The organism is uncultured Bacteroides sp., from assembly GCF_949298305.1.
GTDB lineage: Bacteria > Bacteroidota > Bacteroidia > Bacteroidales > Bacteroidaceae > Bacteroides.
On sequence record NZ_CASFWU010000055.1, the window covers coordinates 1 to 19,269 of the forward strand.

General features: G+C 54.6%; 17 protein-coding genes and 1 pseudogene. 6 read left to right on the forward strand and 12 right to left on the reverse strand.

Translation table 11 applies throughout. The features are described from left to right. Window positions 1-445, forward strand: a pseudogene (locus Q1Y74_RS08680) (integrase core domain-containing protein); the annotation flags it as partial. A gap of 224 nt (window positions 446-669) precedes the next feature. On the opposite strand, the gene Q1Y74_RS08685 reads toward Q1Y74_RS08680, so the two are convergent. The 4 genes from Q1Y74_RS08685 to Q1Y74_RS08700 form a co-directional block, all read right to left on the reverse strand. Beyond that, window positions 670-1,215, reverse strand: a complete 546-nt coding sequence (locus Q1Y74_RS08685; RefSeq protein ID WP_300813860.1) for an NUDIX hydrolase — start codon at window positions 1,213-1,215, stop codon at window positions 670-672. After that, window positions 1,205-1,831 carry an HAD family hydrolase gene (locus tag Q1Y74_RS08690; protein ID WP_300813861.1) on the reverse strand — a complete coding sequence of 209 codons (627 nt, stop codon included), beginning with the start codon at window positions 1,829-1,831 and terminating at the stop codon, window positions 1,205-1,207. Before Q1Y74_RS08690 ends, Q1Y74_RS08685 begins: the two co-directional genes overlap by 11 nt. A 1,178-nt stretch (window positions 1,832-3,009) precedes the next feature. Next, window positions 3,010-3,936 carry a carbohydrate kinase gene (locus tag Q1Y74_RS08695; RefSeq protein ID WP_300813862.1) on the reverse strand — a complete coding sequence of 309 codons (927 nt, stop codon included), beginning with the start codon at window positions 3,934-3,936 and terminating at the stop codon, window positions 3,010-3,012. Next, a complete protein-coding gene (locus Q1Y74_RS08700) occupies window positions 3,924-4,529 on the reverse strand; it encodes an SIS domain-containing protein (RefSeq protein ID WP_300813876.1) in 606 nt (201 codons plus the stop codon). The genes Q1Y74_RS08695 and Q1Y74_RS08700 overlap by 13 nt, the downstream gene beginning before the upstream one ends. Before the next feature lie 172 nt (window positions 4,530-4,701). Between Q1Y74_RS08700 and Q1Y74_RS08705 the strand changes: the two genes are divergently transcribed. Together Q1Y74_RS08705 and Q1Y74_RS08710 are read left to right on the forward strand one after the other, a co-directional pair. Further along, window positions 4,702-5,958: a pitrilysin family protein gene (locus Q1Y74_RS08705; protein WP_300813863.1), complete on the forward strand. Its 1,257-nt coding sequence runs from the start codon at window positions 4,702-4,704 to the stop codon at window positions 5,956-5,958. Window positions 5,959-6,101: 143 nt separating this feature from the next. Next, entirely contained in the window at window positions 6,102-6,587 is a 486-nt protein-coding gene (locus Q1Y74_RS08710; protein WP_300813864.1) for a porin family protein, read from the forward strand. 938 nt (window positions 6,588-7,525) lie between these two features. Here Q1Y74_RS08710 and rnc read toward each other — a convergent pair. Genes rnc through Q1Y74_RS08725 form a run of 3 tightly spaced genes read right to left on the reverse strand, consistent with a single transcriptional unit; the run spans window position 7,526 to window position 9,918 of the window. After that, the gene (gene rnc, locus Q1Y74_RS08715; RefSeq protein WP_300813865.1) at window positions 7,526-8,386 is read right to left on the reverse strand and encodes a ribonuclease III; all 861 of its coding nucleotides are present in this window, start codon (window positions 8,384-8,386) and stop codon (window positions 7,526-7,528) included. Window positions 8,387-8,392: 6 nt separating this feature from the next. After that, on the reverse strand, window positions 8,393-9,658 hold the full coding sequence (gene fabF, locus Q1Y74_RS08720) for a beta-ketoacyl-ACP synthase II (RefSeq protein ID WP_300813867.1): 1,266 nt from the start codon (window positions 9,656-9,658) through the stop codon (window positions 8,393-8,395). A gap of 23 nt (window positions 9,659-9,681) precedes the next feature. Beyond that, entirely contained in the window at window positions 9,682-9,918 is a 237-nt protein-coding gene (locus tag Q1Y74_RS08725; RefSeq protein ID WP_004291965.1) for an acyl carrier protein, read from the reverse strand. A gap of 98 nt (window positions 9,919-10,016) precedes the next feature. Here Q1Y74_RS08725 and purN point away from each other — a divergent pair, with 98 nt between their 5' ends. Then, entirely contained in the window at window positions 10,017-10,643 is a 627-nt protein-coding gene (gene purN, locus Q1Y74_RS08730) for a phosphoribosylglycinamide formyltransferase (protein WP_300813868.1), read from the forward strand. A gap of 22 nt (window positions 10,644-10,665) precedes the next feature. On the opposite strand, the gene pdxB is transcribed toward purN, so the two are convergent. Further along, window positions 10,666-11,727 carry a 4-phosphoerythronate dehydrogenase PdxB gene (gene pdxB, locus Q1Y74_RS08735; RefSeq protein ID WP_300813869.1) on the reverse strand — a complete coding sequence of 354 codons (1,062 nt, stop codon included), beginning with the start codon at window positions 11,725-11,727 and terminating at the stop codon, window positions 10,666-10,668. A gap of 61 nt (window positions 11,728-11,788) precedes the next feature. Then, window positions 11,789-13,594, reverse strand: a complete 1,806-nt coding sequence (locus tag Q1Y74_RS08740; RefSeq protein WP_300813870.1) for an LTA synthase family protein — start codon at window positions 13,592-13,594, stop codon at window positions 11,789-11,791. A 195-nt stretch (window positions 13,595-13,789) separates the two neighbouring features. Between Q1Y74_RS08740 and Q1Y74_RS08745 the strand changes: the two genes are divergently transcribed. Together Q1Y74_RS08745 and Q1Y74_RS08750 are read left to right on the forward strand one after the other, a co-directional pair. Continuing rightward, entirely contained in the window at window positions 13,790-14,506 is a 717-nt protein-coding gene (locus Q1Y74_RS08745; protein WP_300813871.1) for a glycosyltransferase family 2 protein, read from the forward strand. An 8-nt stretch (window positions 14,507-14,514) separates the two neighbouring features. Continuing rightward, window positions 14,515-15,969 (forward strand): glycosyltransferase, encoded by a 1,455-nt coding sequence (locus tag Q1Y74_RS08750; RefSeq protein ID WP_300813872.1) that lies wholly within the window; start codon window positions 14,515-14,517, stop codon window positions 15,967-15,969. 22 nt (window positions 15,970-15,991) lie between these two features. Here Q1Y74_RS08750 and Q1Y74_RS08755 read toward each other — a convergent pair whose 3' ends face one another. The 3 genes from Q1Y74_RS08755 to Q1Y74_RS08765 form a co-directional block, all read right to left on the reverse strand. Then, window positions 15,992-16,894, reverse strand: coding sequence for a beta-1,6-N-acetylglucosaminyltransferase (locus Q1Y74_RS08755; protein ID WP_300813873.1), 903 nt, complete (start codon window positions 16,892-16,894; stop codon window positions 15,992-15,994). Continuing rightward, a complete protein-coding gene (locus tag Q1Y74_RS08760; RefSeq protein WP_300813874.1) occupies window positions 16,891-17,811 on the reverse strand; it encodes a glycosyltransferase family 2 protein in 921 nt (306 codons plus the stop codon). Before Q1Y74_RS08760 ends, Q1Y74_RS08755 begins: the two co-directional genes overlap by 4 nt. 474 nt (window positions 17,812-18,285) lie before the next feature. Then, window positions 18,286-19,269, reverse strand: a 984-nt coding sequence (locus tag Q1Y74_RS08765) for a glycosyltransferase (RefSeq protein WP_300813875.1), incomplete at its 5' end; no start/stop codon positions are given.

Below are 19,269 nucleotides of genomic sequence, written 5' to 3' on the forward strand. Positions count from 1 at the left end.
GACGGTCATCGACACCTATTCCAAAATCGGATTCGCCAAACTTTACGACAGGAAGAACGCGCTCGTGGCGGCGGACATGCTCAATGACAGGGTGGTTCCCTTCTTCGAGCAGCACGACCTGAAACTGATGAGGATGCTCACGGACAGGGGAACCGAATACTGCGGAAACAGGGAAACACATGAATACGAGCTGTATCTGGCCATCGAGGACATTGATCACTCCAAAATCAAGGCCAAGAGTCCGCAGACAAACGGCATCTGTGAACGCTTCAACAGGACTGTCCAGAACGAATTCTACGCTATCGCTTTCAGAAAGAAGATATACACCTCGATAGAACAACTGCAGGCAGACCTCGACGCTTGGATGAACTCTTATAACACGCAAAGGACGCACTCCGGAAAATACTGTTTCGGGAAAACACCCATGCAGACTTTCCTCGAAGGAATTGAGGTGGCAAGGAAATATCTGTTGCAGGATGCAGGGAAAATACAACCTGATAAGCAGGTTATTGGCTCATCAGGTTGTGAGAGTGAGAATAGTTGCGTATCTTCGCAGATGGCATCGGACACTTTTTTGTTCGATAGTATAGAAAATGTCAGAACAAGTCTTGACTATTACACCTTATACAAACAAATTATTACGACTTTTTATAAACTCTTGAATAGTATTTATTTAAGGTTGAAATATTTATAAAGTGGAGCAACCATCAATGATTGATAGATTTGGTCGTTCTCTAACAATGATTTAACCTCTGTTTCATTCATGAGGTGTACCGTCAATTCTTCCGTTTCGTCCAACGACTGATTGGATATTTTCTCTACACCTACAGCAAGAAAGCAATGTGTCAAGTTACTCATTGAACCTGGATTAGGGGCAATGGTCATTAACTTGCTCCATTCGCCATTTCCGTAACCTGTTTCTTCAAGCAGTTCGCGTTGAGCCGCTTCAAGGGGCTGTTCGCCCTTCTCCATCACTCCACAAGGAAGTTCGATACTATTCACACCTAATCCGTGACGGTATTGTTTCTCCATGATAAACTGACCGTTCTTAGTTATTGCGATTACATTCACCCAATCCGGGTATTCAAGGACATAGTACTCCTCTATGATGCGCCCATCGGGCAACTCTACTTTGTCACGTCTTGCCGTAAGCCACGGTCTCTGAATGATGTATTCTCTGTCGAGAACTTTCCATTTGCTAAGTTTATTGTCCATATTCTATTACTATATCATTGGGTGTATTGAATCTGTATTCACTGTTGATACCTGCACTATTACGGCATCCCCACAATGCAAGTCCGAAATCAACTCCTGCCGAATGAGCACATTGACTATCATATTCCGTGTCGCCAATATAAACGACTTCTTCCGCAAGGATTTGATTCCGATTTAGGTATGTCAATATAGGGTCAGGATATGGCTTGGGCTTAGGTGAATCATCCACACAGATGATGGAATCAAAGTAATGACTAACTCTGTGAGGTACAAAATCCGTCTCAAACTCAGACTTCGTTTTAGAAGTTATTATCCCCAAGCGATAACCTTTATCGCGTAACGCTGACAACATTTTACTTATTCCATCAAACAGACCTATACTATTGTGGTATTTCTGCATCATCTCGTTCCAATATCCGTTGGCTCCTATCGTATCCACAATTCCTAATCTTTCAAGAGCAACTTCACCAGGTATTCCCAAAGCAAAGCATAACTTATCTGTTGGGATAGATGTATGTGAATACTGCATTACAGTATCTTGTAAACTATGCAAAACAGCAAATTCAGTGTCAAGTAAAGTTCCGTCAACATCGAATATTATATGCTTGTATTTCATTGGCTTCTGTAAAAACTTGATTATAACACAAAAGTACTCAAAATATAATGTAATAACGAAAATGAAGAAATATTATTTTTCTGTCCGCAATTCTTTTAGTACCTTTGTGGCATCAGAGTTGTCACATTGAAGCATAACAATGAAGAACTCAGAAATACGAACGGTTGCTATCTCATTACCCAATTTTCAAGCAATCCGACCAACCGATTTATTCTAAGCGAGTTATCTTCTCTTGCAAAAGTTACAAAAATTTTCTGTATTGCAGACGATTTCTGCAAGGTATTTGAGAAAAGCGCTTCCGATTTCTCTTAAAGACGGATGTTTCCTATTCCAAACGTAACCGTAAATGCAGTATGAGCGAAAGCGAGATAATCACCATTTTTCATCTGCTTTCACATGGGTCAGTTTTGTAATTTCAAACATTATTATCTTAATCACGTGGCAACCGCCTTATCCTCCGACTTTCCGGAATTGCTTTCTTATAGCCGTTTTAGCCAAATCGAGCACAGGGTCATCATTCCCTTGGTGATGTTCATCCGCCTGATCGGTTTCTAGCTTTTTTATGCTGGAATCCCATTTATCAGGGTATCGGCTTAACTCCTTAGCCACTTAACTACCAAGTTCAGTAACTTAAGTTAAATGAATATGCTTGAGTCGGATAGGTGACATAAATTGTATGGTAAAATTACCATTTATGCCTTCTTCTTCAATGAATGATTCCTTGAGCGCTGTAAGACGGTATAGGGGAAGGTTTGAAACCTAAGGGTCTTATGTTTGAAACATAGACCCCTTATGTTTGAAACATAGGCCCCTTAGGGTTAAACCTCATTTTTGGGGAGCGAGACCAACTGAAGTACGACTTGTCTCTCTATTGTCAAGAAAATGTACTATTGCAAGGTGGGAAAGATTGTTTCAGCAAGTAAATCCGGCATGACCTCAAGGGGCCAGGATGATTTCCTGTATATAACTTTCTGAGCAATGCGTTCTCGTAGACAAAATAATAGTGCATAAAGGTCTTCAAACGGCATGTGCAAAATAAGCACTTTTTGCAAGTGTATTCAGGATAGAGAATTTCTTACTCCAAATGTCGGATGAATCCCAAAAGAAATGTAAGAAAATTCCCAGCAGACGCATAACAGCTGCCTGTTGGGAATTCCTGTTTTGTGTGTTGTGAGCACCTACAGCTTGTGTTTCTTCGCAAACTCCCCGGACACCGAGTTGCTGAAACTGCGGCAGACATCGGCGGCAAACTCAATGCCGCAGCGGATGATCTTGTCCCACGTGGCCTCGTCCAGCCCGGCATACAGCTCTTCGCGGCGGATGTCGTATTTCAACAGTCCGTAGATGATGCCCGCGTTGAAGTTGTCGCCTGCTCCCACGGTGCTGACGGCTTCCATGGGCTCTATGGAATAGTTTTTGACGAGTTTGTCCGTACGCAGCGCCACTTGTTCACCTCCGGCGGTGCAGAGGAAGTTGGGACAGTAGAACTTGATTTTATCTTTATAGATTTTGTCGGCATCGCGCAGATTGTACATGTAGTAGAAGTCTTCCTGCGAGCCGCGCACGATGTCGGCATACTCCAGGTTCTCGATGATGGTGGGCGCCAGCTTGATGGCCTCTTCCTTGTGCGAGGCGCGGAAGTTGGGGTCGTAGTAGACGATGGCCTTCCGTTCGCGTGCCCGGTCCAGCAGTTCCAGTATCTTGTCGCGCAGCACGGGGTTCAGGGCATAGTAGGAGCCTATGACTACAATGTCATCTTCCTCCAGTTCCGGAAAAACCACGTCCAGCCGTTGCTTGGGATAGTCTTTGTAGAAGATGTATTCGGCGTCGCTGTGTTCGTTGAGGAAGGCGAGCGATACGGGCGACTTGCCGTCGGGGAACACATTGACGTGTTCGGTGGACAGGCCGTTGTCGCGCATGAATTGCAGGATGATGTTGCCTACGTGGTCGTTGCCCGTCTCGCTGATGAAGAGGACGGGAACGCCTACCCGTGCCAGCGACACGATGCCGTTGAACACGGAGCCTCCGGGCACGGCAGCCGTGGGCCGCCCGCCCTGGAAAATGATGTCGAGAATGGTTTCGCCGATGCCGATTACTTTTCGCATAATGATCTTGATTTTTCTCCGAGGTAGCCGCCGTGGTGGCGTTTGGAATAGTCTTCAATGGTAAAGCCGGTCTGCTTCATGGTCTGTACCACCAGAATGTCGCCGATGACGGTCATTACCGTGGTCGAGGTGGTGGGAGTCATGCCCAGGGCGCAGACTTCCTTCGGGCTTCCGGTGCTCAGGCAGACGGTGGCCTCCTGGGCCAGCGGGCTGTCGGGGTTGCCGGTGATGACGATGAATTTGAGTTCCGGGTTCAAGTTGTGTGCCAACTGGGTCAGTTCCACAATCTCGCGTGTCTTTCCGGAGTTGGAGATGAGCAGCAGCAGGTCGTTCTCCTGCAGGATGCCCAAATCGCCGTGCTGTGCCTCGCTGGGATGAAGGAATACGGCGGGAATGCCGGTCGAGCAGAAGGTGGTGGCTATGTTCATGGCAATCTGTCCGGCCTTACCCATGCCGGAAGTCACCAGCTTGCCTTTTCGTATGTGAACATGGTCTACAATCAGCGCTACTGCTTTCTCGTATGCGTCCGTCACCGGGATGTTCAGTACGGCCTGTGCCTCTTGGCGCAAAAGTTCTTGAATGGATGCTGTCATCATGTTTCTTCTTTTGAAATTCCGGGACTCCGTCCGGTTGCTGCCTGCGCATCCTGAATGGGCTTGCGGGGCTTCCTTGGCAGAGGTTCCAATATGCAAATATCTGCAATTTTCCATAAACCGCAATAAGTTTTATTGTATTTTTGCTGCCTCAATCAGTGGAAACGTTGGAATGAAGAAGTTAGAGCAATTTCAGACAGAAGAGCAGTACAACCTGCATACGCTGCCCAACGGCCTGCGCATCATACACCAGCCGCTGGCATCGCGCGTGGCCTATTGCGGCTTTGCCGTCGACGCCGGTACGCGCGACGAACTGGAGCAGGAGCAGGGCATGGCCCATTTTGTAGAGCACCTGATTTTTAAAGGCACGCGGAAACGGCGGGCCTGGCACATCCTGAACCGCATGGAGAATGTGGGCGGAGACCTCAACGCCTATACCAACAAGGAGGAGACGGTCGTCTACTCGGCCTTCCTGGCCGAACACTTCGGCCGTGCCTTCGAGCTGCTGGCCGACATCGTGTTCCATTCCACCTTCCCGCAGCGCGAGATTGAGAAGGAGACGGAGGTCATCATTGACGAAATACAGTCTTACGAGGACAACCCGGCCGAGCTGATATTCGACGACTTCGAGGACCTCATCTTCCGCGGCCATCCGCTGGGGCGGAACATTCTGGGCAAGCCCGACCTGCTGCGCACCTTCCGGACCGAGGATGCGGCCGGCTTTACCCGCCGTTACTACCGGCCCGGGAATGCCGTGTTCTTTGTCTTGGGCAATGTGGACTTCCGCCAGGTGGTGCGGATGGCCGGGAAATGGGTGGGCGACCTGCCCGCGTCGGCCTCGGCGGAAGGCTGCCGGCGCACCCCGCCGCCCCTGTATGTGCCCGACCGCGTCGTGATGGACAAAGGCACCAACCAGGCGCATGTGATGATAGGCGGACGCGGCTACAACGCTTACGACGAAAGGCGGACCGCTCTCTACCTGCTGAACAATATCCTGGGCGGCCCCGGCATGAACAGCCGCCTGAACCTCTCGCTGCGCGAGCGCCGCGGACTGGTGTATAACGTCGAATCCAACCTGACGGCTTACACCGACACGGGCACCTTCTGCATCTACTTCGGATGCGACCCCGGCGACGCGGACCTGTGTACCCACATTGTCTACAAGGAACTGAAGCGCCTGCGCGACAACCGCCTGACCTCGGCGCAGCTGGCCGCTGCACAGAAGCAACTGATAGGGCAGATCGGAGTGGCTTCGGACAACAACGAGAACAATGCCCTGGGCATGGCCAAGACCTTCCTGCACTACAACCGCTACGAGTCGCAGGCCGCCGTCTGCCGCCGCATCGGCGAGCTTACTTCCTCCCAGCTGCTGGAAGTGGCGAATGAGGTGCTGGAAGAGAATTACCTCTCAAAACTGGTCTATCTCTGATGCCCCGTCCCGTCTGGTTTCTTTGATTTTGACGGGAAGAATGCATTTATAATGGAAAACTGTCAATTTAATTTGCGATTTATTTGCTTTTTTGAATATCTTCCTTTACTTTTGATGTCATTAATCCATTAAATTGATAGCTTATGAAAAAGTTTTTAGTACTCTTGATCGCTATGATTGCTTACGGTTCGGCATCGTTTGCACAGAAGGGACAGTCTGAAGCAGGTGTTTATTTCAACTACGGTACTGAAATGAATATCGGTTTGGGTGTGAAATACCGTTATAGTTTTACTGACAACTGGCGCATTGAGCCGGCTTTCAACTACTTCTTCAAGCATGACTACGTTTCCATGTGGGACTTGGGTGCCAATGTCCATTATCTTTTCCCGGTTGCAGAGGCAATAAAAATTTATCCGTTAGCGGGATTGCATTATGCCAATGCCACAGCCCATGTGAAGGATTTAGGTGCTGATAAGAATGAAAGTGATGGCAAACTGGGTGTTAATGTTGGTGTAGGAGCCGATTTCAAGGTAGCTCCTTCTTTGGCAATTGATGTTGAAGCCAAATATCAGATTATTAGCGACTTCGACCAATTCGTTATCAGTGCGGGCATTACGTATAGTTTCTGATAGGACTGAATTCTCACCATAATTTGCTGCGTTTTGCAGGAAAATGCTGATTCCTTCCTTAAGGAAGAACTCGATATTCGGACGAAGGCTGTCTCAAATGAGTTTTGGGACAGCCTTTTTTATGGAGGGAAATCGAACATCATTCCGGAGGCTGTGTGAAAATATTGTCTCTTCGTGCGGTTCCGTACGGCAGAAACACGGCGTTTCGCTTCTTTCGGTGCGTGGCTTTTCCGTTCAGGCGAGTACATTCGCTGTGTATGCCGGAAACGTAAAAATGCTTGCAAAAAGTCGCCGTAATGGGGCATTTGCTGACAAGTCCTTTTTGCGGAAACTGCAAGATGGAGGCCGGGAAACGCTTTCCGGGCTGCTTGGAGGGGGGACCGTGCTTGCTCCGTCTGTCTACCGTGCTTGCTCCGTCCGCGCAGATTGCTTGTGCCAAGCGGCCGGAATGCTTGTGAAAAGTGTGCAGATTGCCTGCGTGGAATGCCCCGAAGCCTTGTCACGCCCCTCCGCAAGGGGAGCCGGCTCCTCTCCAGCGGCTTCCGGAAGCCGAAAAGGGCGCATTACCCTCTCCCGAAAGCCGTTTTTTACTCTCTTTCAAATGTAAGGATTTCGCTATCCGCCTGCCATGCAGCCGATTGCGGTTTTCCGCTTCCGTTTTTTCGTTCAATCCCGCAGGAAGGCCGAAAGAACGGCTTCTCGCGCGACCGAAAAGTCAAAGTGTCAAAATGTAAGGGGAGGGATATGGTGCCGGCACGGTGAAAATGGTTTTGCCCGAGTCTGGGGCAATCCCTAACTTGGGTTGGATTTGTGTCCGGATTGTTCCGGGCTTGAAAATGTGCCCGCATACTCTCCGGGCTGGTTGCAAATCCGGATGATGCCGTGAAACGTTGCGTTTCTCGGTAAGAGATATGATTGATTTTGTGCTGTCTTTTCGGTCAGACTAAGGTTTCCGGCTGTGGAGTGGGTGAGGAGCCTTCCTGTGTCTCTGCGGCTGTTTCTGCCGATGCGGCCTGTTCTTCGGCCTCGGCGTGTGCCTTGGCGGCCTCGATGCCGGCCAGTAAGTCGCGGTCGCTTTTCAGCTTCTTCAGGGCCATCTGGGCGGCGTTCTGCTGCGATTCTTTCTTGGAGTAACCCGTACCCTTTCCGGCAGAGACGCCTTCGATGCGCACTTCGGTATGGAACATCGGGTTGTTCTCCTTGTCCAGGAACTGTTCTATCAGCTCGAAGGAGACTTCCATCTTGTTCTTCTGGCTCCATTCGATGAGCTTGGACTTGAAGTTGACCTCCTTGCGCGACATCTTGTCGAGGTCGATGTAGTGCCTGAAGATTTTCTGCTCCATGAACTGCTTGCAGCGGTCGTAGCCCTGGTCCAGGTAGATGGCGCCTATGAAGGCCTCGAAGGCGTTGCCGTACATGTAGCTGTTGTGCGACGAGGAGCGCGAGGAGTATTTCACCAGTTTGTCCAGCCCTATTTCCACGGCCAGCTTGTTCAGCGTCTCGCGCTGCACTATCTTGGAGCGGGTGTTGGTGAGGAAGCCTTCGCGGCGTCCCTCGAAGTGGCGGTAGACGATGTCGCCCACAATGGCGTCCAGGATGGCGTCGCCCAGGAATTCGAGCCGTTCGTTGTTCAGGGGGCGGCCCTCTTCGGAGCGGAGGAGGGTGGACTTGTGGAGCAGTGCCTGGCGGTAGATGCGGATGTCGCGGGGAAAGAAGCCGAGTATCCTGTAAAAACAAAGATAAGACTCCCTGTCCTTGCGGAACAGGAGCCTTATCTTGTCTATTTGGTTACGTAACACGGCGAATTATTCTGCGTATTTCTTGAAGATGACGCACGCATTATGACCGCCGAATCCGAATGTGTTGGACAGGGCTACGTTCACTTCGCGCTTCTGTGCCTTGTTGAACGTGAAGTTCAGGTCATAGTCGATGTTCTCGTCGTTGTCTCCCTCTTCGTGGTTGATGGTCGGAGGAACTATGCCGTTCTTGATGGCAAGGATGCTTGCGATGGACTCTACCGCACCGGCAGCGCCCAGCAAGTGGCCCGTCATGGACTTGGTGGAACTGATGTTCAGTTCGTAGGCATGTTTTCCGAATACTTCCTGAATGGCTTTCACCTCGGAAATGTCACCCACGGGAGTGGATGTACCGTGAACGTTGATGTAGTCTACCTCTTCGGGCTGCATTTCTGCATCTTCCAGCGCGTTTCTCATCACCAGCTTGGCACCCAGTCCTTCGGGGTGGGAGGCGGTGAGGTGGTGAGCGTCGGCAGACATGCCCACACCGGCCACTTCGGCATAAATCTTGGCGCCGCGGGCCTTGGCGTGTTCCAGCTCCTCGAGGATGAGGCAGCCGCCGCCTTCGCCCATGACGAAACCGTCGCGGCTGGCGCTGAACGGGCGTGAAGCGGTTTCAGGAGACTCGTTGCGGGTAGAGAGGGCGTGCATGGCGTTGAATCCGCCTACACCGCAAGCGGCAATGGCAGCTTCGGAACCACCGGTTACGATGGCGTTGGCCTTGCCCAGGCGAATCAGGTTGAACGCATCGGCAATGGCGTTGGTGGAAGTGGCACATGCAGAGCAGGTGGCATAGTTGGGGCCATGGAAGCCGTAAAGGATGGAAATCTGTCCGGCGGCAATGTCCGAAATCATCTTGGGGATGAAGAACGGATTGAACTTGGGACCCATCTCCTTGCCGTTGATGGCATAGTTGCCGGCTTCTTCTTCAAATGTGCGGATGCCGCCAATGCCGGCACCGAATATAACACCGATTCTATTCAGATCCTCATTTTCGACATCAAGACCGGAATCTGTAACGGCTTGCTTGGCCACAGCGATGGCATATTGGGTGTACAGGTCCATCTTGCGGGCTTCCTTGCGGTCGATATATTCGTTTGCATTGAAGTCCTTCACTTCGCATGCAAATTGGGTCTTGAAAAGTGATGCGTCGAAATGAGTAATAGGTCCCGCTCCGCTAACTCCATTCACAAGGTTGTCCCAGAATTCCTGGACGTTGTTGCCAATGGGGGTAACGGCACCGAGACCTGTTACTACAACTCTTTTTAATTCCATACTAAGAAATGAATGGATTAAGATTACTTAGCGTGTTCTTCGATGTAAGATACAGCATCGCCTACAGTACCAATCTTTTCAGCCTGGTCGTCGGGGATAGAAATGCCGAATTCTTTTTCGAATTCCATGATAAGCTCTACAGTGTCAAGAGAATCAGCTCCCAGGTCGTTAGTGAAGCTAGCTTCATTAGTAACTTCTGATTCTTCTACGCCTAATTTGTCGACGATAATCGCTTTCACTCTTGATGCAATTTCAGACATAACTTTAAGTTTTTAATTAATAATTAGTTTTATTTCTTTAATTTTGCGGAGCAAAGGAAGAAATATTTATCCTTTCTCGCAAATATTTGTCGAATTAAATGCACATTTTTGCACATTTTTCACTGTTTTGTGCACAGATTGGAGGAATTATGGGTAAGAATATAGCAATTTTTGCTTCCGGAAACGGTACGAATGCCGAAAATATCATCCGTTATTTTCAGGGAAACGGAGAGGTCCGGGTGAAGCTGGTGTTGAGCAACCGGCGGAGTGCTTTTGTGTTGGAACGCGCGGCCCGGCTGGGGGTGCCGTCCGCCTGCCTGACGAAGGAGGAATGGGCCGAAGGAGAAGCCGTACTGGCCCTGATGAAGGAGGCGGAGATTGACTTCATCGTCCTGGCCGGATTCCTGGCACGCGTACCCGACTGCCTGCTGCAGGCCTATCCCGACAAGATTGTCAACATCCATCCGTCCCTGCTGCCCAAGTTCGGAGGCAAGGGGATGTATGGCGAGCACGTACACGAGGCCGTGCTGGCTGCCGGCGAACAGGAAAGCGGCATCACCATCCAATACATCAACGAGCGCTACGACGAGGGGGCCATCATCTGCCAGCAGAAGTGCCCCGTCCTGCCGGACGACACGCCCGATACACTGGCTGCCCGCGTCCACGCGCTGGAGTATGAGTACTATCCGCGGGTGGTGGAGCAACTGGTGCTGGGGCAGAGATAGGCGCATCGGCGGGCGTGCCGGCTTAGAAGAGCTCGTAGTCGTCCTGCGGCAGGATGGTGAACGCACGGCGTTCGCGGCGCAGAGGATAGTCGCCCCGCAACTGCTCGAACAGTTCGGTGTGCTGTCTCAGGGCTTCGCAGTCCCGGCGGGGGTCGTACATCTGCAAGGCGGCCTCGGTGAGGCTGTGGGCCGTGATGACAGGCGTTGCGGGCCGGGGAGGCTCGATGCGGTAGTTGGCCTCCAGGCTGAAGAAGCGGCAGAGGGCGTCGAGCGACATGCGGGTGGCGTTGGCCTTGCCGTCGGCCGAGTAGCCGGCAATGTGCGGGGTGCCCAGAAATACCTTGTCCAGCAGGGTAAGGTTGATGTCGGGCTCGTTTTCCCAGACGTCGATAATGGCGTCGGACACCTGTCCTGCCTCCAATGCCTCCAGCAAGGCTCCCGTTTCAATGACTTCTCCACGCGAGGTGTTGACGATGACCGGACGCCGCTTCAGCGAGCGGAAGAAGGCTTCATCGGCCAGGTGGAAGGTCTTGTATTTCCCTTCTCTATATAAAGGTACATGGAACGTAAGGACATCGCACTGCTCCGCCAGTTCGGCCAGTGTGGAGAAGCCCGCTTTCCCTTCCCGCTCTTCGCGCGGCAGGTCGTTCAGCAGAACCTTCATGCCCAGCCGCTGGCCTACGGTGGCAATCTTGCTGCCCACATTGCCTACGCCGACAATGCCCAGCGTCATGTCTGACAGACGCACTCCGCGCTCTTGTTGCAGCAGCAGGAGGGCCGATTGCAGGTACTGGGCCACCGAGGCTGAATTGCATCCGGGAGCGTTCTTCCACGTGATGCCTGCCCGGCGGCAGTAGTCCGTGTCGATGTGGTCGAAGCCGATGGTGGCGGTGGCGATGAACCGCACGCGGCTGCCCTCCAGCAGTTCCCGGTTGCAGCGGGTGCGGGTGCGGGTTATCAGGGCGTCGGCATCCCTGACGGCCTCCGGCGTGAAATCCTTGCCGGGCAGGTAGACCGCCTCGGCGGCTATCTGCGCAATGGCTTCCCTGATGAAGGGAATCTTGTTGTCAATGACGACTTTCATATTCTATTCTTTAATGTTTGTTGGGTTAGCGATGGCAATGTGGCTGGGCAGCCTGCGGACTTCAGTCAGCTTTCGGCCAGTCCTTCAGATAGTCGAAACGCAGCATGAGGTCGGACACGTTGTGGGCTTCCTTCAGCCATTCCACCTGCTGCACGTTGTCCGTCTCGCCCTCCGGGTTCATCTGCGAGCCGACGGCCGTTCCCGGCTTGGCGGGGTCCAGGATGCTTTGGCCCAGGCCGCTCCACGGATAGCTGTCCAGTTGCAACAGGTTCAGCAGGGTGGGATAAATGTCTATCTGGCCCATCACCTTCCCGTAGCGCAGACCGACGGGCGAGTTGACCACGATGAACGGTGTATAGGGCTTGTCCGACACCAGCCCCTTCCCGCCGGGCGCGTTGCACAGCTCGTGGCGGTAGCTGGCCAGTCCCTCGTGGTCGCCGGTGATGACAATCAGGGTCTCCTTGTAGCGCGGCAATGTCTTCAGGTAGTCGATGAACTGCCCGATGGCCTTGTCCGTGTAGCGGGCGGTCGTCATGTAGTCGGCGGCCTTTTCGGGGATGTTGCTGCTGAAACTGATTTCTCTCAGGTGCTCGGGCAGCTTGAAGGGGGCGTGTCCGGAGTAGGTGACGAGTTGCAGGTAGGCGTTCTCCCCCTCCTTCCAGACTTCTCCGTTCTCTATCTTCTCGCAGCATTGGGCAAAGAAAGCCCCGTCGCCTATCCGCTTGTGCGTACCGAAGGCTTCGGTCATCTCAAAGTCGTGGTAGGCGACGATGGTGTCCGTGCCGAAGCTGTTGGCAATGGCTCCCTGGTTCCAGGTGGACACCTTGTCGATGGTGAGCAGGTAGGCGCGCGCCTGCTTCTGTTCGCGCATGGCCTTCTGGAGGGTGAAGTAGGTGTTGTCGGCATAGAGGCTGCTGTATGCGCCGTTGTTCAGCGGGAGCATGCCCGCGCAGACCATCAGCTGGGCGTCTATGGAGCGTCCTCCCTTCACCTGGGTCAGTACGTGGGGGGCATACAGGGTGGTGGAGTCTTTCAGCAGGCGGTTCAGGCAGGGGGTAATCTCCTGTCCCTCCACTTCCTGCTCCAGCACCCAGCTTTCGAGCGATTCTGCCAGGATGACAATACAGTTGTTACGTACCCCGATGCTGTCGGCCAGGGGGCGGTGGGGCGGCTTGTGGGCCAGCCAGTCCTCTACCTCGGCCGTCTCTTCGGCGCTCATTTCCTGGCGGTTCTCGGTGAGGTCGTAGTACATGCAGCCGAAAACCGAGTACATGGGAGCGCAACTGGAACACAGGTAGGCCGACTGGCGCACGTTGTTGAACGCCGTGTGGAAGCCCCCTTGGGCGGCGGTGACCGCTCCGAACAGCGCAAAGGCTGCCAGCAAGGGCAGGAGGACGGGCAGGAGCAACGCACGTACCGCGGCCGGACGCCCCGGACAGCGGCGTGCCCACACGATGGTGAGGACGGAGGACAGCGGAAGCACGATGTCCGCCCAGCGGAAGGAGTCGAACACGCTTCCCGTAAAGTCGGCCAGGTTGCCTATCAGGCCGTAGCTGCTGAGGGGGATGTGGGTGTAATACGTGCGGTAGTAGAGCAGGTTGGCAATGAGCAGCACGTCCAGCAGGAACAGGACGACGGCCTGCACCCTGCGCAGCCGGAACAGCAGGTAGGGCATCGCAAGGACAAGGGCGGCCATCAGTTTGGTGACGTAGGTCTCAAGGTGGGAAAACGAGGCGAAGGTGGTGTCCACACACCACAGCACGTCGAAAAGGACGAACTTGAGAAAAATGCCGGTACACCATACGATGGCGGCGGCATCCCACGTCTGTTTCCAGGCCAAACGGGGGAGCAATACCTTTTTTGTCATAAAATTACCTTGTTTGAAAATAGATTGCAAAGGTAATCAGTATAATCGGAATACGCCCGTTTTGCGTCCACAAATATTCGCCGCAGCGAACAAAAGCAGCAAAGCGTTTGGCTGTCTGCGAAATATTGTATAGTTTTGTCAACTTAAGAACAAATTCTTGAGTTAGGACTAAATAGAAAATCAATTATATAAGGAATGAAGTGCATCCATGTCATTACCCCGGTAAAGGATTCCATCGAGCTGACCTTGCAGACGGCAGAGGCCATTATGGCGTCTGACATCAAGACCCCGTTCACCTATACTATCTATAACGATTTCAGCACGGAAGAGAATACGGCCCGGCTGGAGGAGGCCTCCGGAAAGCTGGGTTTCACGCTGGTGAACCTGGCCGACCTGACAGACCACCCGTCGCCCAACTACCTGCTGGTGCTGCAAATGGCGCAAAAAGCCGCCATAGCCGCAGAAGCCGCACTGCTCATCGTGGAGTCGGACGTGGTGGTAAGGAAAGACACCCTGCAAGCCTTGTTCGACGGCGCACAGGAGCGGAAGGACTGCGGCATAGCCGCTGCCGTCACCGTGGACGAGAAGGGAGAAATCAACTACCCCTACCTCTTTGCCAAGGGACGCGAGAATCAGGTCTTCCCCGAGAAGAAGCATTGCAGTTTCTGCTGCTCGCTGCTGACCACGGCCTTCCTGCGTTCTTTCGACTTCCACCAGCTGGACCCGGAAAAGAACTGGCACGATGTAACCATTTCCCACCAGTCCCTGAAGAACGGCTTCAAGAACTACCTCTTCACCACGCTGCCCGTGTGGCACCGCCCGCACAGCAGCCGCCCCTGGAAGCAGTTGAAGTATAAGAATCCGTTGAAGTACTATTGGCTGAAGTTCACCAAAGGACTGGACAAAATTTGAAGGAAGATATGGAAAAAGCTTTGGTCTCTGTCATCATACCAGTCTACAACATGGAGAAATTCCTGCGTGAAACGCTGGACTCCGTACTCGCCTCAGACTATCCCAACTTTGAGGTGGTGCTGATGGACGACGGCTCGTCGGACACCTCACCCCGGATTGCTCAGGAGTACGCCTCGAAGGACAAGCGGATGAAGGTGCATGCCCAACCCAACGCAGGCCCCTGCGCCGCACGCAACCACGCCATTTCGCTGGCACGAGGCACGTATATCCTGCCCGTGGATGCCGACAACCGGATTACGCCGACCTTTATCAGCCACGCGGTGGCCGAGATAGAGAAAGACCCCGAAGTGAAGGTGGTCTGCCCGCGTGCGGAGTTTATAGGCGACCGCAGCGGCGAATGGAAACTGCCCCCCTTCTCGCTGAGGCTGCTGGCACGCAGGAACATGATTGACACCTGCGCGCTCTACCGGAAGGCCGACTGGGAACGGATTGGCGGATATTGCGAGGAAATCATTGCCCGCGAAGACTGGGAGTTCTGGATTTCGATGCTGAAAGACGGGGGCAAGGTGGTGCGCCTGCCCCAGGTGGAACTTTACTACCGCGTGCGTGCGGGTTCCAAACGCATCCAGGACCGCTCCCTCAAACCGCACGTCACCAAAGTGCTCAACATACGCCACGCCGAATTCTTCCGGCGCGAACTGGGCGGGCCCCTGCGGTCGGTCCGCTCGTGGTCCAGGTTCATCAACAGGCTGGACCGCTTCTTCCATCCCTACTGCATGACCGTGGCTCCCCAATATGCTTGGATTAGGGACTTCGTGTCCGTCCTGCCCATCGTCTTCAGCGGCAGGGGCACGGAGATATACAAGGGACGCAACGAGCTGCGCGAGTTCGAACTGAACGGGCAGAAGATGGTGGTGAAGTCCTACCGGATACCCCACCTGCTCAACCGCGTCGTCTACCGCTTCTTCCGCGAGTCGAAGGCCAAGCGCTCCTTCCGTTACGCGCAAATGCTGCGCAAAATCGGCGTCGGGACCCCCGCTCCGGTGGCCTATTGCTCCACGGGCTCGTGGCTGCTCTTCGGCCACAGCTATTTTGTCAGCCTGAAGTCGGAATGCCCCAACACCTACCGCGACTTCGGCGGATGCACCTTCGAGCGGCAGGAGGACATTCTGCGCGCCATTGCCGCCACGACGGCCGTGCTGCACGAGAACGGATTCCTGCACAAAGACTATTCGGCCGGCAACATCCTCTTCGGCGAGAATGCGGACGGAGGCATCGACGTGGAAATCATCGACCTGAACCGCATGAGCTTCGGCAAGGTGAGCATGGAGGCCGGGTGCAAGAACTTCGAACGCCTGCCGGGCACACACGAGATGTTCGAGGTGCTGGCCGACGAGTATGCCAAGCGGCGCGGCTTCGACCGGCAGAAGTGCCTGGAGCTGATTGAGAAATACCACCATTGACGCCGCCCGGCGGGCGCCTGCCTCACACCTCCGGAGAGCCGGCCGCCGGGGCATAGGACGCCTCGAGGCGGCGCAGCAGGGCCGCCTGCTCCCCGCTGAACTTGCGGGCAAACAACTTGTCGGACTGCCGCAGCTCTTCCCAGTCTTCGTCCCGCCACGTGTACGGGTTGCCCCGCTGCCAGTCTATGAGGCGCATGTTGCCCGTGTTGTCATCCTCCGCATTGTAAATCCGGTTCCTGAACGGCGAGTTCCACAGCAGGGTCTGGACGAAAATCTCGTCCGGGCACAGCGTGTGCCTGAACCGGCGCAGGACAAAGTCCTTGTGCCCGATGAGATAGCGGCAGAAGCCGTGGGTGATGCTGAACCACTGCGCCCCCTTGCGGAACTCCACCTCGTGCCTGCGCCGCAGGCCGAAGACCTTCTGCACCAGGAGTGCAAGGTTGTGCAGGGGTGCCGCCACGGCGTGCCAGGGACTGTGGCTGCGCTTCAGGTGGCGGGTCAGGAAGTAGTAGCGCGACACCTTGCGGTCCAAATCCCTGTCGTGCCACGGGCCGTGCCAGTAGCTGACGAACTCCCGGCCGGCATGGGCGCGGAAGAATGCGTGGATGGTGTCCTGCGTCTGGATGGGGAGGTCTGTCCCCGAAAGCAGGTGGTAATAGTCGTAGGCGCAGACGGACGAGGCCGCCTCCAGCAGCAGGTATTCTATCTCCACCAGGCTGATGTCGCCCCAATAGGCCCTGAGCGGACGGGACACGACGTGCAGGCCCGCCCGGCGCAGCCTTGTCCCCTCCATCTCTTTCCGCAGGGCGTCCGCCCGGCGGTCAATGTGCAGATAGACGTCGTTCCGCGGGTCGTCCAGCATGGCGAGCAGGGTGCGCAGCACGGCGGGCTCGTTGTGTGCCATGATGAGGAAGGCGTGTTTCATCTTTCCGGATAATTGAGCCGTTGCCTGAAGTAGTCCGGCACGGTCGTGTCGCGGCAGATGTATCCGTCGCGGCACAGCTGTTCGTATTGTGCGCCTCCGGTAATCCTTTCATATTCCTCCTCCAGCCTGCCCGCCTTGTACATCTGGTAGAAGTACCTCCAGTGCTGCCCGATGTGCTTGTGAGGATTCTGTTCCAGCTGCCTGCCTCCGTTGATCATCTTGCGCAGGAAGTGCTCCTTCCCCTTGACGGGATAGTGGTAGATGCAGACGGCGCTCCTCTTCTCCTTGCGGGGCAGCATCAGCACCTTGTGGTTGCCCGTGGCAATCTGGAGGTAGGAAGTGGCGCGGTGGATGACCTTGTCGCGCTGGGGGACGAACAAGGAGTAGCGCGAAAGCTCGTACCCGCCGGACACGGACGGGTCGGTGAACGGACAGATGGCCTGGCTCCATGCCCAGCAGGGCTTGCCCTCTTCGGGATACATCACTTTGGCCCGGCATTTCAACACGTTGGCGTCCGAGGCTGCAAGCTCGTCCTTCAGGTTGCCCGTGGGCGCATACCATAACTCGTCGGCATCGGCGTTGATGACCCAGTCGGCTCCCAGCTCCTTCTTGGCCATCCATACCATGCGGTCCACCCAGTGCTTCTGGTTGTAGTTGGTGCCGCTTTCGCGGATGACTTTCTTCACCCACCCCAGGGCTTCATACTTGCGGATGATGTCCGCGGTGCGGTCGGTCGAGTTGTTGTCGGTGACAATGAACCCGTCCACCCCCATGGATTTGTGAAACTTTAGATTTTCCTCAAGAATATCCTCCTCATTCTTGACCAGCAGGGTCATGATGAGTGTCGGTCGGGGTGTCGGGCAATATGCCTTGTGCACCTCCAGTAAGGCTGAAATGATTTTCTTCAGAAGATACATCAGCGTTTGTTTTTCTATGTTTAGGTCTACAATTTTACAAAGTTATGAAAAAATAGTGAAATCCGTCTCCGAAGCTCCTAAAAAATTGGTTTTAAACTCTATAAATGTTCCTAATCGCCGCCTCCCCTCCCCACGGGACCCGCCGCGTGCGGATGATGCAGGCGCGCACAGGCTTGTTTTCGGACGGCAGGGAGCAGGCGCACGCAAGGACTGCGGCGCGGCCACAGCGGGAACGCCGGGAGGGGCGCGACGGTCATTTTTATCAACAACGGATTTCGGGCCTGTCCGGAGGCGGTCTCAGTCCTATGCCGAGGCACCCTCAGTCCTATCCTTAGGGTACCTCGGTCGTATAGGGAGGGTGTCTCGGTATAGGGCTCAGACGGCCTTTTCATAACGGCCTCACAGCCAATGGATTGCAAGGACAGCAAAAGACAGTGTCGGATTAAGAACAATCTTTACATCGGGAGACGGCGTTCAGCGGCAGTCCTGCGGGCGGGGCACCAGCCGGTCGCGCTTCATGGTGACGGCCCAGGGGCAGACCAGGCGCAGCAGGTGGTTGGCTTTCTGGACGAGTCCGTCGGCCTTTCCGGCCTTCAGCCGCTCCTTCAGGGTGCGGTGCAGGGCATGGCGGACGTCGGCCGTGGCGGGCAGCTTGCCGATGCGGTTGTAGAGCAGGCCGTGGCGGACGGTGCGCTTGTAGCGGCCCAGGCGGGGGAGGGCCTGCTCCATCTGGCAGACGATTTCGATGTCCTCCAGCTTGCCGCCGCCGTTGTTCTCGGCCTTCACCGTCACCTTCTGTGTGTGCTGCCTGAAGTAGTTCAGCTTGCGGTACACCTCCACGACGTCGCCCGTCAGGGCCATGCGGAACCAGAACAGCCAGTCGCCGCTGTAACGCATGGCGAGGCACTGCTCCACGCCCGCCCGCTCGAAGCAGCTCTTGCGGAAGAGGGCGGCGCTGGCGTTGCCTATGTAGTTGCGCCAGTAGAAGTTGTGTTCGATGTAGTCCCGTCCGCCGAAGGCGGCATGTCTGCCCCGTTGCCAGGGCTTCCACTTGTCCATGTCGTAGGGCAGGGGCGTGCCGTTCTCGTCAATCTGCGTGGAGCCGGTGTAGCAGACGGCGGCCTGCGGGTAGCGGTCCAGCAGGGCGGCGGTGGTTTCCAGGAAGGTGGGCTCGGCCAGGTCGTCGCTCTCGGCTATCCAGATGTATTCGCCCTGCGCCAGTCCTATCCCCCTGAACCATTGCGCGAAGGGGCTTCCGGTGTTCTGTGTGTTGACGACGAGGTGCGCCACGAGCGGATGCTTGCGGTATCCCTCCAGCACCTCCGCGCTGTTGTCGGTGGAGCAGTCGTCCAGCAGAATCAGCTCGAAGTCCTGGAAGGTCTGGTTCAGGATGGAGTCGATGCGCGCTTTCAGGTAGCGGGCGTAGTTGTAGTTGGGCACTATGACGCTGACTTTGGG